The following is a 15,402-nucleotide window of genomic DNA, read 5'->3' as shown; positions in this document are numbered from 1 at the left end:
GTCTCATGCGTCACCATGCCCTGCGTGAACAGGCCGGTGAAGGGTTCGGCAAAGTCCAGCTGCCCCATATGCTGGAGCGCACGGGTCCAGAAACGGGCGTAGAGCAGATGCAGGATCGCATGTTCCACGCCGCCAATATATTGGCCGACCGGCAGCCATTGTTCGACCGTTACGCGATCGAACGGCTTGTCCGACGGCTGGCTGGCGAATCGGATGAAATACCAGCTGGAGTCCGCGAACGTATCCAGCGTATCGGTTTCGCGCAAGGCAGGCTTGCCGCAGGACGGACAGTCGACGTGCTTCCACGTCGGGTGGCGATCCAGCGGATTGCCGGGAATGTCGAAGCTGACATCGTCCGGCAGCACGACGGGCAGCTGATCCTTGGGCACGCCCACGGGGCCGCAGGCGTCGCAATGGATAACCGGGATCGGCGTGCCCCAGTAACGCTGGCGCGACACGCCCCAGTCACGCAGGCGAAACACGGTCTTGCCCGCCCCCCAGCCTTCGGATTGGGCGCGGGCGATAACGGCGGCCTTGGCTTGCTCCACGGTCATGCCGTCGAGGAAGCGGCTGTTCACCAGATTGCCGGGGCCGGTATAGGCTTCGTCATGGATCGGCGTGTCTGCTTCGCCTTCCAGCGCGACGACGCGTTCCACCGGCAGCATATATTTGCGCGCGAAGTCGAGGTCGCGCTGATCATGCGCGGGCACGCCCATGACGGCGCCGGTGCCATAATCCATCAGCACGAAATTGGCGATGAAGACGGGCAGATGCCAGTCGGGGTCGAACGGGTGCGCGACGGTCAGGCCGGTGTCGAAGCCCAGCTTTTCCGCGGTTTCCAGTTCGGCCGCCGTGGTGCCGCCTTCCTTGCATTTTTCGATGAAGGCGACGGCGTCCGGATTGTTCGCGGCCACCGCCTGCGCGACCGGATGGTCGGCCGCGATCGCGACGAAGCTGGCGCCGAAGATGGTGTCCGGGCGGGTCGAATAGACTTCGATTCTGGTGTCGAACGGTGCGACTGGCTGGAAATGGAATTGCAGGCCGACCGACTTGCCGATCCAGTTTTCCTGCATCGTGCGCACCTTGTCCGGCCACTGGTCGAGGCCCTTGAGGCCTTCCAGCAGATCGTCGGCGAACTGGGTGATTTTCAGGAACCACTGGCTGAGCTTGCGCTTTTCGACCAGTGCGCCCGAACGCCAGCCGCGCCCGTCGATCACCTGTTCGTTCGCCAGCACGGTCATGTCGACCGGATCCCAGTTGACCGCCGATTCCTTGCGGTAGACGAGGCCCGCTTCCAGCATGTCCAGAAACAATGCCTGTTCATGGCCATAATAGTCCGGTTCGCAGGTCGCGAGCTCGCGGCTCCAGTCGATGGCGAAGCCCAGTTTCTTGAGCTGCGCGCGCATGTTGGCGATATTGTCGCGGGTCCAGCTGCCGGGATGCACCTTCTTTTCCATGGCGGCATTTTCAGCCGGCATGCCGAACGCGTCCCAGCCCATGGGATGCAGCACTTCATGGCCGGTCATCCGGCGGAAGCGCGCCAGCACGTCGCCCATCGAATAGTTGCGGACATGGCCGATATGGATGCGCCCCGACGGATAAGGGAACATTTCCAGCACATAGGAACGCGGTTTCGTGGAGGCGTCGTCCGCCTTGAAACTCTGTTGTTCGTCCCAGGTCGCCTGCCAGCGTGCGTCTGCGTCCAGCGGGTTGAAGCGCCTCTGCATGTCATGTCCTTACAAATGCGGGCGGGCTGGATCCTCTATGAAGCCCAGCCCGAAAGGTTTGAAAATCAGGGCGTTATCGCCCCGGATAGGGATGGGTCAGCCGATCGCCATGCGGCGCAGGTCGCGCGCCTTGGTCAGGATGATTTCCTCCAGCTTCTGCACGGTGGCGGCCTGAACCGGGGCGTCGACCCACTGGCCGCCCTGATTGACCTGACGGCTGGCCGCGACGCGCAGCGCATCGGCGCGCAGATCCTGATCCAAGATCGACACGGTCAGCTTCATCCGTTCGGTCGGGCTGTTGGGATTGGTGTACCAATCGGTGACGATCACGCCGCCGTTCGAATCGGTCTGCACCATCGGCATGAAGGACAGGGTGTCGAGCGAGGCGCGCCACAGATAGGCGTTCACGCCGATCGTCGTCACCTTCGACGCGGCGAGGTCGGCCTTTGGCCGGTCCTTTGCGCCGCCGCCACAGGCAGCAAGCGGCAGGATCGCGGCCAGCAGCAGGCCAGCGGTTGCAGGGGCGGAAAGGCGGCGGACCATCAGGCATGTCCTAGCTTGAAAAGACGAAAAACTGCCCGCTTCTATAGTGGCCATGTGGCGCGGGGCAAGGGGCAGGTTGGCGGGAGCGACGGCCGCGTGCGACGGGCCGGGCTGGTAACGCTCCCTTCGACGCGGATAACCCTGTGTATTCCGTGCAACAGCTTCGATAAAAAGCCGTTCTACCCCTAGCCAATGGCGGCTTTGCAGGTGTAGAGCGTTAAGACAGATAAATAGCGGGTGTACAGAGTCGGGTCATGGTCATGAAAAGGGGACATCTGGCGGGAACGGGCGCGGCGCTTGCCGTGGCTGGTTTCATGCTGTCTCCCGCTTTTGGCGCGGCGACCAACCTGATGCGCCTGCGTGCCGAAGCGCCCGTGTCGCTGGGCGCACTGGGCAGCATTTCGTCCTTTACCCCCACGATCAAGGATCCGCGCCTCGCCGCCGCCTATGCGAAGATCGCCGCGTCGGCCAGCCAGCGCGGCTTCCGCTTCACGCCTACCAGCGGTTCGATGAGCGGCCAGCGTTCCGTGACTGTGATGGTGCGCGCGGCGGACAATGATCGCGCGGCGCCCAATCGCGTCATCGATACGATCGACATCAAGCCGGTCGCGTTCAGCCTGAACGGTGTGCATAACTGGCGCAAGTTCGCCTTGCCCGACGCGGTGGGCCGCAAGGCGCTGGACCCCGTTCCGGTCGAAACCATGGTGGATGCGAAGAATTTCTCGCTGAACGATGGCAAGAAGGATCGTTTCAGCACCAAGGTTCTGTTGGAAAATCGCCGCGAACCGACCGGCACCGCGACTGCGGTCCGCAATCCGTCGGCAGAGAAGGATTATTCGCTGGATCTGGCGAGCAGCTATTCGCTGACGCGTAACCTGAATGTTACGGCCGGTATCCGCTATAATAATGGCATGGCGGGTCGCCTGACCCCGATGACGGACGACCGTCAGGACAGCCAGGCCGTCTATCTGGGCACCGTCTTCAAATTCTGATCCGTTGATGCCGTCATTCGACGGTAGGGCAGCATAGATTCGATCGGTTTTGAGGCTGGTGGATGCCGATGGCGGCGTTCGCGCCCATCGCCCGCGTCTATGGTCATGTCCTGTTGCGATAGCGCCATAAAGCGTTTTGGGGGTTGGAGCAGCGCGCCTTGGAGCGGGCTGCGATAAATCCGACGCAGGATGCGTGCTCTGATTATCTGTTATCGCATCGTTATCTGCGCAAAACCGGTTCCCGCTTTTCCGCACGATGCTTCACGTCAGGATCTTGTCTTGAATCGGTTTCTCTGACCCTGCCCGAATGTTCCAAAGTGGTCACTTGCCTGCCGTGAATCCCGACAGGGAGTTGAAGGGGAGCCTCCCCCTTTCGAGTCGCGGGCGCCAGAGAAAGGAAAGGTCTTCGACTTTGCTCAGCCTGAACGGATTTTGCGTAAAGCGCGAAACTATAGCTGGCGCGGGATTTGCCTGCCTCATCGCTCTCTAGGCATGGTCCGGGTAGAACGGCGGCGTTTCTTCGCATCAGATTCATCGATCCGGGAAGGGACAGGCCAATGGACATCCCGTTTTTCGAGGCGCAGTCGAGCATGGCCGCGTAAAATCCACCGCACATTTGCTGGCTGGCCGGGGCCTGTCGGGATCGATCAAAAACAACCAATGGCTTGCGAAAAAAAGGCGAATAGCGTGTGATTCGATCGGATCATGCCCCGGCTGGGTGGGTCGGAAAACGACGCGATGCGTCATCGCCCGACCCATCCGGTCGTCGGGTCAATCCGCCTGCGCCAGTTCCATCACCGGCGACGGCATCGGCTGCCCGGCGAAATGAGCGGCCAGATTGGCCATCAGCGTCTGTGCCATCCGCCCGACCGCTTCATGCGTGGCGCCGCCGGTATGGGGGGTCAACACGACATTGGGCAGGTCCGCCCAGCGTTGCGGATCGGTCGGTTCCGGGTCGAACACGTCGAGCGCCGCGCCGCCCAGACGTTTTGACCGCAATGCATCGACCAGCGCGATTTCGTCGACCAGCTGCCCACGCGCGACATTGACCAGCAGCCCTTCGGGACCGAGGGCATCGATGATCCGGCGGTCGATCATCCCGCGATTGCTGTCATCGGCGCGGGCTGCGATCAGCAATATGTCGCTGTCGCGCGCCAGCTGTTCCAGACTGGCGGCGCGGGGCCATGACAAGGCGGGCTTTTCCCGCGGCCCCCACCAGCCGATGGCCATCTTCATCGCCTGCGCCCGCTGCGCCACGGCAATGCCGATCGCGCCCATGCCGACGATGCCGAGGCGCGCGCCGCCCATGGAGCGCGTGCGCGTCTTCGTTTCGATGGTCCATTGCCCGGCGCGCAGCTGACGATCGCCCTCCACGATCCAGCGGCGGTGGGCCAGCATCAGCCCGATGGCATGGTCGGCGACGTCCTCCGCATTGGCATTGCCCGCATGGGCGACGGCAATGTCCCGCTGTCGGGCGAGGTCGAGGTCCACCCCATCATAGCCCACGGTGAAGCAGGCGATCAGCGACAGGCGGGGCATGGCGTCCAGCAAGTCGCGCGTCAGGGGAAATTCCCCTGCCCAGACCAGCGCGTCCACATCGCGCAATCGTTCAGGCGGCAGCGAATCCCACAGGGCGACAACGTCATGATCCGCGCGCAGCAACGGCAGCAAAGGGGCCAGCAAAGGCTGACCCACCAGCAATAGCGGTTTGGCCATGGTTCAGCCGATCTGCCGCAATGCCTGCGCGAAGTCGGCGATCAGGTCGTCGGCATCTTCGCAACCGATGGAAATGCGGACCATATTGTCGCCGATGGCCAGCGCCTTCTTGCGCTCCGGCGGCACGGACAGGTGGGTCATCGCGGCGGGGTGGCTGGCCAGCGTTTCGGTGCCGCCCAGGCTGACCGCCAGCTTCGCGATCTTGAGCGCGTCGAGGAAGGCAAAGGCCTCCGCCTCCCCCCCCTTCAGATAGAGCGAGAAGGTCGACCCCGCGCCGGTGCAATGGCGGCGATAGATGTCGGCCTGTCGCTCGGTTTCGGGGAAGCCCAGATAGACGACCTTTTCCACCTGCGGCTGATCGCGCAACCAGGTGCAGACCTTTTCCGCATTCTCGCCCGCCCGGCTCATCCGCAATTCCAGCGTTTCCAGGCTGCGCAACAACATCCAGGCGCTGTGCGGATCAAGGATGGTGCCGATGGTGTTGCGCATCAGCCGGATGCTGTTGATGAGGGCGTTGCTGCCCAGCACTCCGCCCGCGACCAGATCGCTATGCCCGCCCGCATATTTGGTGAGGCTGTAGATGACGAGATCCGCGCCATGGGCGATCGGCTTGTGCCAGAGCGGCCCCAGAAACGTGTTGTCGATGGCGATGGGCGGCACATGGTCGTCGCTCGCGAAGATCGAGTCGCGCCGCGCGACCACCGCTTCCAGATCGACGAGCACATTGGTTGGGTTGGCCGGGCTTTCCAGATAGAGGAGCGCCACGCGGCCCAGCCCCTTCGCCTTTTCGATGGCAGCGCCAATTTCCTCTTCCGTCGCGCCTGCGGGGAAATCGACCCACTGTACCCCGAACTTGCCAAGGATGCGGCCGATCAGCGATTCGGTTGCGGCGTAAAGGGGCGCGGAATGGACGATGACGTCGCCGGGCTGGACCAGCGCCAGCAATGTGGTGGCGATGGCGGACATGCCGCTGGAAAACAGCAGGGCGTCCTCCGCTTCTTCCCAGACGGACAGGCGGTCTTCGCAGATTTCCTGATTGGGACCATTGAAACGGGAATAGACCAGCCCTTCTGCGCCGCCGGGGCGGATGCCGGTGACGCCTTCGAAATGGCGCTTGCCTGCTGCTGCGCTTTCAAAGGCGAAGGTGGATGTCAGAAAGATCGGGGGTTTGAGAGACCCTTCGGATAGGGTCGGGTCGTAACCATGGCCCATCATCAAGGTTGCGGGCTTCAGCTTGCGGCCCTCGATTTCCATGATGGGCGCCTTGAGACGGCGACGGTTATGGGGGGCTTCGACGCCGGTCAGATCGGCTTCGGAGAAACGGGTCGGGGTTTCGCCGGTCATATCGGTCTCCTGCTATGTCAGGCGGCGTCTGATGCGCCGCTATCATGCGCAGGAATATATGGCACGCCGGCCGCAAGGGCCAGACGAACGAGCAAGATTATTTCTTCGCCCTGTATGATTATTCCGTGATCCTGTCGCATCCGGGTCAGGCGACCAGCCCTTCCTCGACCTCCAGATCGACCGGCGCTTCGTCCGGGGCAAGGCTGTGATGCGCGGGGCAGACACGGGCGACGTTCAGCGTTTCCGCATAAAATCCCCACCATTGGGTCCAGAAGGCAGCCGGCATGAACCAGATGTCGAAAAAGACGTCGGGCATGGACGACGCGCTGCTTTTATCGGTCATGACGATGCTCCTCTCTCAATGCGGCATAAGGCGCGACAACCCTATACGTTCGACGTCGCAGGGAGTTGCGCCGGAGTGACGGGAGACACGCAACATATCATGTCGGCAATCGCATGGCAAAATGCGCAGGCCGTGACAGCGGCGGTCGGGCGACCTACATCCATATCATGACGGTCGTTCTTCCCGCCATCATCGACACATGGTTTGCGTCACGCGGATGGCGCCCGCGACGGCACCAGATGGATATGCTGGGCGCGGCGGAAAATGGCGACCATGCGTTGCTGGTCGCGCCCACCGGGGCGGGCAAGACGCTGGCAGGATTTCTGCCGACGCTGGTCGATCTGATCGCGAACCCGACCGATCGGCTGCACACGCTCTATGTGTCGCCATTGAAGGCGCTGGCGGTGGATGTGCGCCGTAACCTGCTGACCCCGATCGCGGAAATGGGCCTGCCCATCAATGTGGAGACCCGCACCGGCGACACGCCATCCGATCGTAAGGCAAGGCAGCGTGTGCGCCCGCCCCAGATACTGCTGACCACGCCCGAATCCCTGTCGCTGCTGCTCAGCTATCCCGATGCGGCGTTGCTGTTTGCGGACCTGAAGAGGGTGATCGTGGATGAAGTCCATGCCTTTGCCACGCAGAAGCGGGGCGACCTGCTGAACCTGTCGATGGCGCGGTTGCAGGCGATCCGTCCGGATCTACGGCGGGTGGCATTGTCGGCGACGGTAGCCGATGTCGACGCCTATCGCGCATGGCTGGCGCCCGATGGGGACATTGACACGGTAACCCCCGTCATGGGCGAACCGGGGGCGGAACCGAACGTCGCCATCCTCATCCCCGAAGGACGGGTGCCATGGTCGGGCCATTCGGGCAAATATGCCACGAAGCAGGTGATGGCGGAAATAGAGGCGCGACAGACGACGCTGGTTTTTTGCAACACGCGGGGGCTGGCCGAACTCATCTTTCAGGAACTCTGGTCCGCCAATGACGCAAACCTGCCCATCGCCATCCATCATGGCAGCCTGTCGATCGACGCACGGCGAAAGGTCGAATCGGCGATGGCGGCGGGAAAGCTGAGGGCGCTGGTCGCCACGGCGTCGCTGGACCTGGGCGTCGACTGGGGCAATGTCGACTGTGTGATCCAGATGGGCGCGCCCAAGGGCAGTTCGCGCCTGCTCCAGCGGATCGGCCGCGCCAACCACAGGCTCGACATGGCGTCCGAAGCGATCCTGATCCCCGGCAACCGGTTCGAATATCTGGAGGCGCGCGCGGCGCTGGACGCCGTGGAGGCGGGAGAGCGCGATGCGGACGATTTCCGCCCCGGCAGCCTGGACGTATTGGCGCAGCATGTCATGGGACTGGCCTGCGCCGGGCCGTTCCGGGCGGAAGAGATGCTGGCGGAAGTGCAGTCGGCCACTCCCTATAGCGCGCTGACGGAAGAAGCGTTCGACCATGTGCTGCATTTCATCGCCGGTGGCGGCTATGCGTTGCGGGCCTATGACCGGTTCAAGCGGCTGGTGCAGGAAAGCGACGGCACATGGCGCGTGGCGCATCCGCGTTTCGTCCAGCAGCACCGGCTGAACGCGGGCATCATCGTCGATCAGCCCGCGCTGGCGGTGCGGTTTGCCAATGGGCGGAAACTCGGCACGGTGGAGGAAGGCTTTGCCGCGCAGTTGCGGCCGGGCGACAGCTTCTTCTTTTCCGGCATGGCGCTGGAGGTAGTGCGGATGGACACATCCGACCTGACGGTGCGCGCGACGTCGAAACAGGCGCGGATTCCCAGCTGGGGCGGCACGCGCATGGCCATGTCGACCCGGCTGGCGGACCGGGTACGCCACTTTCTGGCCGAGCCGGAGGAATGGCATCGCTTTCCGCCCGATGTGCGCGAATGGCTGGAAATGCAGAGGCTGCGGTCCGCCCTGCCCCAGCCCGGCCAGCTGTTGATCGAAACTTTTCCGCATGAAGGGCGCCATTACCTCCTCTGCTACAGTTTCGAAGGCTGGAACGCGCATCAATCGCTGGGCATGTTGCTGACCCGGCGGATGGAAAGTCAGGGGCTGATGCCGCTGGGCTTCGTGTCGAACGATTATGCACTGGCGGTGTATGGGCTAAAGCCCATTACGGACCCGAAGAGCCTGTTTTCCGCTGATATTCTCGATCATGAATTTGTCGACTGGGTCGAACAGTCCAGCCTGTTGAAGCGCGCCTTTCGCGATGTGGCGGTAATTTCCGGCCTGATCGAACGGCAGCATCCGGGCAAACGCAAGACCGGGCGGCAGGTCACCTTTTCCACCGATCTCATCTACGATGTGCTGCGCAAATATCAGCCCGATCATCTGTTGCTGAAGGCCGCATGGGCGGATGCGCGCGCGCGGATGACCGATGTAGGGCGGTTGGGCGACCTTATCGACCGCGCGGGCCAGACGATGCTGCACGTGACGCTGGACCGGGTCAGTCCGCTGGCCGTACCGGTGCTGATCCTGATCGGGCGGGAACATGTTGCCCAGACCGCGGCGGAAGATGCCCTGTTGACGGAGGCCGAACAATTGGTGGCGCAGGCGATGCGGGCAGACTGAAGGCTTGCGTTCATCCTGTGCCGGAAAAGGGTCATGCTCCTGCAATGGCTATATTTTCCCTTCGCGCCCTGACGGTCCTGTTTGCCTTCATGCCCCTTTCCGCCATGACATCGGACGTGGATTTCTTCGGAGCGGCCTTATGTCAGCCGCCCTATTCGCTGGGCCACGTGACGGCGCTGCACGAGGCGGCGCTGTACGAGGCGGCGGAAAAGATCGCCAAAGCCGATATGTCGGGCTTAGGCGCGGCCATCTATCATCTGAAGATGCCCATCGAACGCGATGGGTTCCCCACGCAGCCCGTCATGTTTGGCGGCATGGCCGTCGACGTGCTGATCAAGGGTGAAGTCGCGGCCCAACTCGCCGAGCGATATGACCTAAAGCCTGAATCGATGCGATTGCTGGGCAGTTCCAGCCTTGGCTTTTCCCGGCAATTGCCCGACGCGGATCAGGGAATGAAGGATATGGTTTTATCTCCGTCGCCGCGCGGTAGGGACCGGCGCTCAAAGGGCGGCCCCTGCTCGCCTGCGAATTCGTGTCGGATGTAAGGTCGCTCTACGATGGAGGAACTGGAAGGCAGGTCGCAGGACTGACGATCTAAAGGCATCCCGTTTGCGGTTCGCTCAGGCGGGCCATCACGATCCGGCCAAGCCGTTCGCGGCGGCAAAGGGATCGTCGGCGGGATCGTCGTTCCAGCGATATTCGGTGCGTTGCGCCACCCAATGCGCCATGTCCTTCCCATAAAGTTTCGCGATCATGCCCAGCGCCATGTCGGTCCCCGCCGAAATGCCGGAGGAAGAGATATATTTCCCATCCTCCACCCAGCGAGCCTGCGGTATCCAGGCAACCTTCGCGCCCTGTGCCGTTGCCCATTTCCAGGCCATTTTGTTGCTGGTCGCCTTTACTCCGTCGATCAGGCCGGTCTTCGCCAGCAGGCCCGATCCGGTGCAGATGGTCGCCACCTGCGGTGTGGCGCTGGCGATCGACCGGATCGATGCCATGAAGGCCGCATTGCCGACCTCCCGCCGGGTGCCGATGCCGCCGGGGATCATCACGATGTCGAGTTTCGGCGCGTGGGCGAAGCTGTAGTCGGCGATGGTTTGCGGCCCTGCGCCGCTGCGCACCGGCCCGACCTTGTCCGCGATCATCAGGATTTCGACCCGGTCCTTGAGCATGCCGAACATTTCGAGCGGGCCGAAGACGTCGAGCAGTTCGAAACCGTCGAACAGCACCATGCCCAGCTTTTTCCTGGGGCCGCTGGCGGGGACCGGCGGCTGGATGCTGACCTGAGCGCTGGTTTCGGACGACAGGGCCAGGGTCGAAAGCGTGGCGGCGGCGATCAGCAGGTCGCGGCGAGAAGCATCGGCGGTCATGGTCTTTCCCTATTGCACGGCTGTTCTTTACCCATAACGATCAGAAGGGCGCTTCCCGCATATCCTGCTGCTGGCCGCCGCATCCCTTCAGCACGCCATCGGCAAAGGCGATCTGCACCCGATCGGACCAGACCGCTTCGCTCATGCCATCGCTGCACGGTCCTTCCGTCGCGGTCAGCGCAAAACCATCACCGACGAAGCGGATGGCGCGATCATCGCTCTCGTCGCGGATGGTGTAGCGAAGCGGCGGCTGGTCGGGTCGTTCCAGCGTGATGGTCCGGCCCCGCAACGTCACGCCCCAAAAGGGTTCGGCGCCGATCGCGCGATAATCCGGTGCGCTGGATCGGGGTGGCGATGTTTCACGTGAAACCAAGGGCTTGGGTTCTGCGGCTGCCATGGCGATGGATGGCGATGGCGGCGGGGTGTTCGCGACGGGCGTTACGGCGCTGTTGTTGATGGGGGCGCTGACATTGGCAGTAGCGTTGGGCTGGGTGTGATTTTCGGTCGAATCGCCCTGCCCGCATCCGCTGACCAGTGTCGCGATCAGCAGGATGGCCCATGGCTTCATGCGGACATCGCGTCGCGGCGGAAACAGCCGATCGCATGGTCGTTCACCATGCCGATGGCCTGCATCCATGCATAGACGATGGTCGGCCCGACAAATTTGAAGCCGCGCTTTTTCAGATCTTTCGAAATCGCTTCGGACAGATCGGTCTTTGCAGGAAAATGGATGCCATCATTGCGGATCGGCCGGCCGTCTATAAAGCCCCAGACATAGGTCGCGAAATCTTCGCCCGAATCGCGCATGGCGCAGAAAATCTGAGCGCCGCGGATCGTTGCCTCAATCTTCGCGCGCGCGCGTACGATGCCGGGGTCTGCCATCAGCCTTTCCTCGTCGGCCGCATCGAAGGATGCGACCTTGTCCGGATCGAACCCGGCAAAGGCAGCACGAAAGCTCTCGCGCTTTCGCAGGATGGTGATCCAGGACAGGCCCGCCTGAAACCCCTCCAGCATCAGCATTTCCCAGAGCATGCGCGAATCGCGTTCTGGCACGCCCCATTCTTCGTCATGATAGGCGCAGTAAAGCGGGTCCGCCGCACTGACCCAGCTACAGCGTGTCAGCGCGGCGTCGCCCATGGCTCAGACGTCCAGATTGGCGACGTTGAGCGCGTTATCCTGAATGAATTCGCGGCGCGGTTCGACCACGTCGCCCATCAGACGGGTAAAGATTTCGTCGGCGACGTCGGCCTGATCCACCTCCACGCGCAGCATCGACCGGTTGTCCGGGTCCAGAGTGGTTTCCCACAGCTGTTCCGCATTCATTTCGCCAAGGCCTTTATAGCGCTGGATCGACAGACCCTTGCGCCCGGCGGACAGGATCGCGTCGAGCAGTTCGCTGGGCCGCGTGACCACCACGCCCTTTGTCGGGGCGGCAGGCAGGTCGTCACCCGATTCCTCGGCTGCCAGCGCGGCCTTCACCGTCACCAGACGGCTGGACGTGCGATAGCTTTCCGCATCTTCGGATGCGATGCTGTGCAGCTTGCGCGCTTCGGCGGAGCCGATGAAGCCGCCCTCGATCACATGATGATCGGTGACGCCGCGCCACAGCCGCTGGAAATGGAAGCCACCCTCTTCGGCGACGATGCCGCTCCAGCGGCCTTCGCTGTCCTGCGCGCCCATCCATGCGACGGTGGCGGCCAGACGTTCCGCCTGCGCATCGGCCGACAGTTCGGGATCGAGCGCGCCATTGAGGGCCAGCGCTTCGATGATCGCGGGATTATAACGGCGCGGGACATAGCGCATCACCGCGCGAACGCGGCGTGCATGTTCGATCAGGCTGCGCAGATCGTCGCCGGTCCGCGCACCACTGGTCGTTTCCAGCGCCATCGAATCCACGCCATTGTCGACCAGATATTGTTCCAGCGCGGCCTCGTCCTTGAGGTAGACTTCGGACCGGCCCCGGCTGGCCTTATAGAGAGGCGGCTGGGCGATATAGAGATGTCCCGCTTCGATGATCTGCGGCATCTGCCGGTAGAAGAAGGTCAGCAGCAGCGTACGGATATGCGCGCCGTCGACGTCGGCGTCGGTCATGATGACGATCTTGTGGTAACGCAGCTTTTCCAGATTGAAATCGTCACGGATGCCGGTGCCCATCGCCTGGATGAGCGTGCCGACTTCCTTGGACGACAGCATCCGGTCGAACCGCGCGCGTTCCACGTTCAGGATCTTGCCCTTTAGCGGCAGGATCGCCTGATTGTGGCGATTGCGGCCCTGCTTGGCGGAACCGCCGGCCGAATCGCCTTCGACCAGGAACAGTTCGGACTTGGCGGGGTCGCGTTCCTGACAGTCGGCCAGCTTGCCGGGCAGCGAGGCGATGTCCATCGCGCCCTTGCGCCGGGTGAGTTCGCGCGCCTTCTTCGCGGCCTCACGGGCTGCGGCGGCGTCGATCACCTTCTGCACGATCATCTTGCCGTGCGCCGGGTTTTCTTCCAGCCATTCGGCCATCTTGTCGGCCATCAGGCTTTCAAGCGGCTGGCGCACTTCGGACGACACCAGCTTGTCCTTGGTCTGGGACGAGAATTTGGGATCGGGCAGTTTGACCGAGACGATCGCGGTCAGCCCTTCGCGCATATCTTCACCGGTAAGGGAGACTTTCTCCTTCTTCAGCGCCCCCGACTTTTCCGCATAGCTGTTGAGCGTGCGGGTCAGCGCGGCGCGGAATGCCGCCAGATGAGTGCCGCCGTCACGCTGAGGGATGTTGTTGGTGAAGCAGAGGACGTTTTCATAATAAGAATCGTTCCACTCCAGTGCGACGTCGATGGTGACGTCGTCGCGGGTGCCCGCGATCGCGATCGGATCGGGCATCAGCGCATTCTTGTTGCGGTCGAGATACTTCACGAAGGCCGCGATGCCGCCTTCATAAAACAGCTCGACTTCCTTCTTTTCCTCATGGCGCGCATCGACTAGGAACAAGCGAACGCCGCTGTTGAGGAAAGCCAGCTCGCGATAGCGATGCTCCAGCTTTTCGAAGTCGTACTCGGTCTGGTTCTTGAAGGTGCCACCGTCGCCGGGCACCTTTTCGGTCGAAGCGAGGAAGGTAACGCGGGTACCCTTCTTCGGAGTCCCATCTTCTTTGGCGGGCGCCTTGCCGATCACCTTGAGCGGCGCCGTGGCATCGCCATAGGCGAAGCGCATATAATGCTCCTCGCCCTCGCGCCAGATATTGAGGTCCAGCCATTCGGACAGCGCGTTGACGACCGAAACGCCCACGCCGTGCAGGCCGCCCGACACCTTATAGGCGTTGTCGTCCGACGTATTTTCGAACTTACCGCCTGCGTGCAGCTGGGTCATGATGACCTCGGCCGCCGATACACCTTCTTCCTTGTGGATGCCGGTCGGGATGCCGCGGCCGTTATCTTCCACGCTGACCGACCCGTCGGGGTTCAGCGTGATGACGATCCTGTCGCAATGCCCGGCCAGCGCTTCGTCGATCGCGTTATCGCTGACTTCGAACACCATATGGTGCAGGCCGCTGCCATCGTCGGTGTCGCCGATATACATGCCGGGCCGCTTGCGCACGGCATCCAGCCCTTTCAGCACCTTGATGCTGTCTGCGCCATAATCATTGCTATTGGGGGAATTGACGGGTTCTTCGCTCATGCCAAGTCTATAGGGAAAGCATCCACGAAACTAAAGCGAAACATGGCGGCTTCCCCTGCCATCGGGTGCGGTCTATCACGGCTTTCATGCGCATCGTCCCCGCCCTGATCCTGTTGCCGCTGCTGGTGCTTGGCGCCTGTTCGCGCAGCAACGACGTCTATGAGGAATTGCCCAACAGCTCGCTGGCGGGCGCGCCGCGCGCCGATGTCCCCGAAAGCCGCATGGATGCGCCGATCGCGCGGGCGGTGACCATCGGGGAGGATGGGCCGCGCATGGATGCGTGCGGAACGATTGGACAGGTGACGCGGGCCGGATCGGGCGGGCTTGCGCTTCATGCCGCACCCTTTGACGATGCGAAGACGCTGGCGCAACTGCCGGATGGGCAGCGGGCGTGGGTCTGCACCCGCAGCATCGATCAGCGCTGGCTGGGCGTGGTCGTGCCGCAGCCCGCGCAGGATGGCGCTCCACCGGTCGATTGCAACGTTGCATCGCCGGTCAGCCGTAAGCAGCCCTATGCCGGCCCCTGCCCCAGCGGCTGGATCGCCAGCGCCTATGTGCGGTTGATTGGGGGCTGACGGGTCATTCGATCCCGGTGAACACCAGTTTCTGCACGCGCCGCCCGGTATTCACTTCGGTGGCGTAGATATTGCCCTCGCTGTCGGTGTCGATGCTGTGCAGCCAGGTGAATTGCCCGGCCTGTCGTCCCACCCGGCCGAATGCGCCCAGCACTTCATGCGTTTGGCGAAGCAGCACCCAGATGCGCCCGTTCATCATGTCCGCGACATAGAGATAGGTCTGTTGCGGGTCGGGCGAAAAGGCGATGTCGGTCACCGTATGGGTGCCGCCAGTTTCCGGCGCGATGGCCAGATCGCGGACGAAGGTCAGGCCGCCATCCTTTTCGCGTTGGAAAATCTGCGCGCGGTTGTTGTTGCGGTCACAGACATAGAGGTGGCCGTCCTTCGTGGGCACCACGCAATGGACGATGCTGTTGAAAATGGGGGATTTCGGATCTGCGACGCGGCTGGGGTCGACGGCATGGCTCTGGTCGAAATCGCCCTTCAGCACCGGGCCGCTGGGCGGCTTGCCATAGGCGCCCCACCGGCCCTTATAGGCATTGCTCCTGTCGTC

At 62.8% G+C, this 15,402-nt stretch carries 13 protein-coding genes and 1 pseudogene; 4 read left to right on the top strand and 10 right to left on the bottom strand.

The genetic code is table 11. From position 1 onward, the window contains the following. Together leuS and ACOJSJ_RS00995 are read right to left on the bottom strand one after the other, a co-directional pair. Positions 1-1,727: leucine--tRNA ligase (gene leuS, locus ACOJSJ_RS01000; protein ID WP_420143119.1), on the bottom strand; the 1,727-nt coding region annotated here is incomplete at its 3' end. A 96-nt stretch (positions 1,728-1,823) separates the two neighbouring features. After that, on the bottom strand, positions 1,824-2,270 hold the full coding sequence (locus ACOJSJ_RS00995) for a DUF3576 domain-containing protein (RefSeq protein WP_420143118.1): 447 nt from the start codon (positions 2,268-2,270) through the stop codon (positions 1,824-1,826). Positions 2,271-2,524: 254 nt separating this feature from the next. On the opposite strand from ACOJSJ_RS00995, the gene ACOJSJ_RS00990 reads away from it, so the two are divergent. Then, entirely contained in the window at positions 2,525-3,262 is a 738-nt protein-coding gene (locus tag ACOJSJ_RS00990; RefSeq protein ID WP_420143117.1) for a hypothetical protein, read from the top strand. Between the two features lie 771 nt (positions 3,263-4,033). Here the strand turns inward: ACOJSJ_RS00990 and ACOJSJ_RS00985 are convergent. The 3 genes from ACOJSJ_RS00985 to ACOJSJ_RS00975 all read right to left on the bottom strand — a co-directional run bounded on the left by ACOJSJ_RS00985 (position 4,034) and on the right by ACOJSJ_RS00975 (position 6,665). Beyond that, entirely contained in the window at positions 4,034-4,978 is a 945-nt protein-coding gene (locus ACOJSJ_RS00985; RefSeq protein WP_420143116.1) for a 2-hydroxyacid dehydrogenase, read from the bottom strand. A gap of 3 nt (positions 4,979-4,981) precedes the next feature. Then, positions 4,982-6,322, bottom strand: a complete 1,341-nt coding sequence (locus tag ACOJSJ_RS00980; protein ID WP_420143115.1) for a cystathionine gamma-synthase family protein — start codon at positions 6,320-6,322, stop codon at positions 4,982-4,984. Positions 6,323-6,467: 145 nt separating this feature from the next. Continuing rightward, entirely contained in the window at positions 6,468-6,665 is a 198-nt protein-coding gene (locus tag ACOJSJ_RS00975) for a hypothetical protein (protein ID WP_420143114.1), read from the bottom strand. A 167-nt stretch (positions 6,666-6,832) separates the two neighbouring features. On the opposite strand from ACOJSJ_RS00975, the gene ACOJSJ_RS00970 reads away from it, so the two are divergent. Continuing rightward, positions 6,833-9,244: a ligase-associated DNA damage response DEXH box helicase gene (locus ACOJSJ_RS00970; RefSeq protein WP_420143120.1), complete on the top strand. Its 2,412-nt coding sequence runs from the start codon at positions 6,833-6,835 to the stop codon at positions 9,242-9,244. A 44-nt stretch (positions 9,245-9,288) separates the two neighbouring features. Continuing rightward, positions 9,289-9,789: a hypothetical protein gene (locus ACOJSJ_RS00965; protein WP_420143113.1), complete on the top strand. Its 501-nt coding sequence runs from the start codon at positions 9,289-9,291 to the stop codon at positions 9,787-9,789. 87 nt (positions 9,790-9,876) lie between these two features. Here the strand turns inward: ACOJSJ_RS00965 and ACOJSJ_RS00960 are convergent, their stop codons facing one another. The 4 genes from ACOJSJ_RS00960 to gyrB are packed head-to-tail and all read right to left on the bottom strand — an operon-like array spanning position 9,877 to position 14,274. Next, entirely contained in the window at positions 9,877-10,614 is a 738-nt protein-coding gene (locus tag ACOJSJ_RS00960; protein WP_420143112.1) for a DJ-1/PfpI family protein, read from the bottom strand. Positions 10,615-10,654: 40 nt separating this feature from the next. Beyond that, entirely contained in the window at positions 10,655-11,182 is a 528-nt protein-coding gene (locus ACOJSJ_RS00955) for a membrane-like protein (RefSeq protein WP_420143111.1), read from the bottom strand. Continuing rightward, positions 11,179-11,751: a DNA-3-methyladenine glycosylase I gene (locus ACOJSJ_RS00950; protein ID WP_420143110.1), complete on the bottom strand. Its 573-nt coding sequence runs from the start codon at positions 11,749-11,751 to the stop codon at positions 11,179-11,181. Before ACOJSJ_RS00950 ends, ACOJSJ_RS00955 begins: the two co-directional genes overlap by 4 nt. A 3-nt stretch (positions 11,752-11,754) precedes the next feature. Beyond that, the gene (gene gyrB / locus ACOJSJ_RS00945; protein WP_420143109.1) at positions 11,755-14,274 is read right to left on the bottom strand and encodes a DNA topoisomerase (ATP-hydrolyzing) subunit B; all 2,520 of its coding nucleotides are present in this window, start codon (positions 14,272-14,274) and stop codon (positions 11,755-11,757) included. A gap of 86 nt (positions 14,275-14,360) precedes the next feature. Here gyrB and ACOJSJ_RS00940 point away from each other — a divergent pair, with 86 nt between their 5' ends. Next, a complete protein-coding gene (locus ACOJSJ_RS00940; protein WP_420143108.1) occupies positions 14,361-14,849 on the top strand; it encodes a hypothetical protein in 489 nt (162 codons plus the stop codon). A 4-nt stretch (positions 14,850-14,853) separates the two neighbouring features. On the opposite strand, the pseudogene ACOJSJ_RS00935 reads toward ACOJSJ_RS00940, so the two are convergent. Beyond that, a pseudogene (locus tag ACOJSJ_RS00935) lies at positions 14,854-15,402 on the bottom strand (hypothetical protein); the annotation flags it as partial.

Source organism: Sphingobium sp., from assembly GCF_048594625.1.
In the GTDB taxonomy this organism is placed as follows: domain Bacteria; phylum Pseudomonadota; class Alphaproteobacteria; order Sphingomonadales; family Sphingomonadaceae; genus Sphingobium.
Note: the sequence above shows the minus strand (reverse complement) of the source record. Positions and strands in the feature narration are given on the sequence as shown.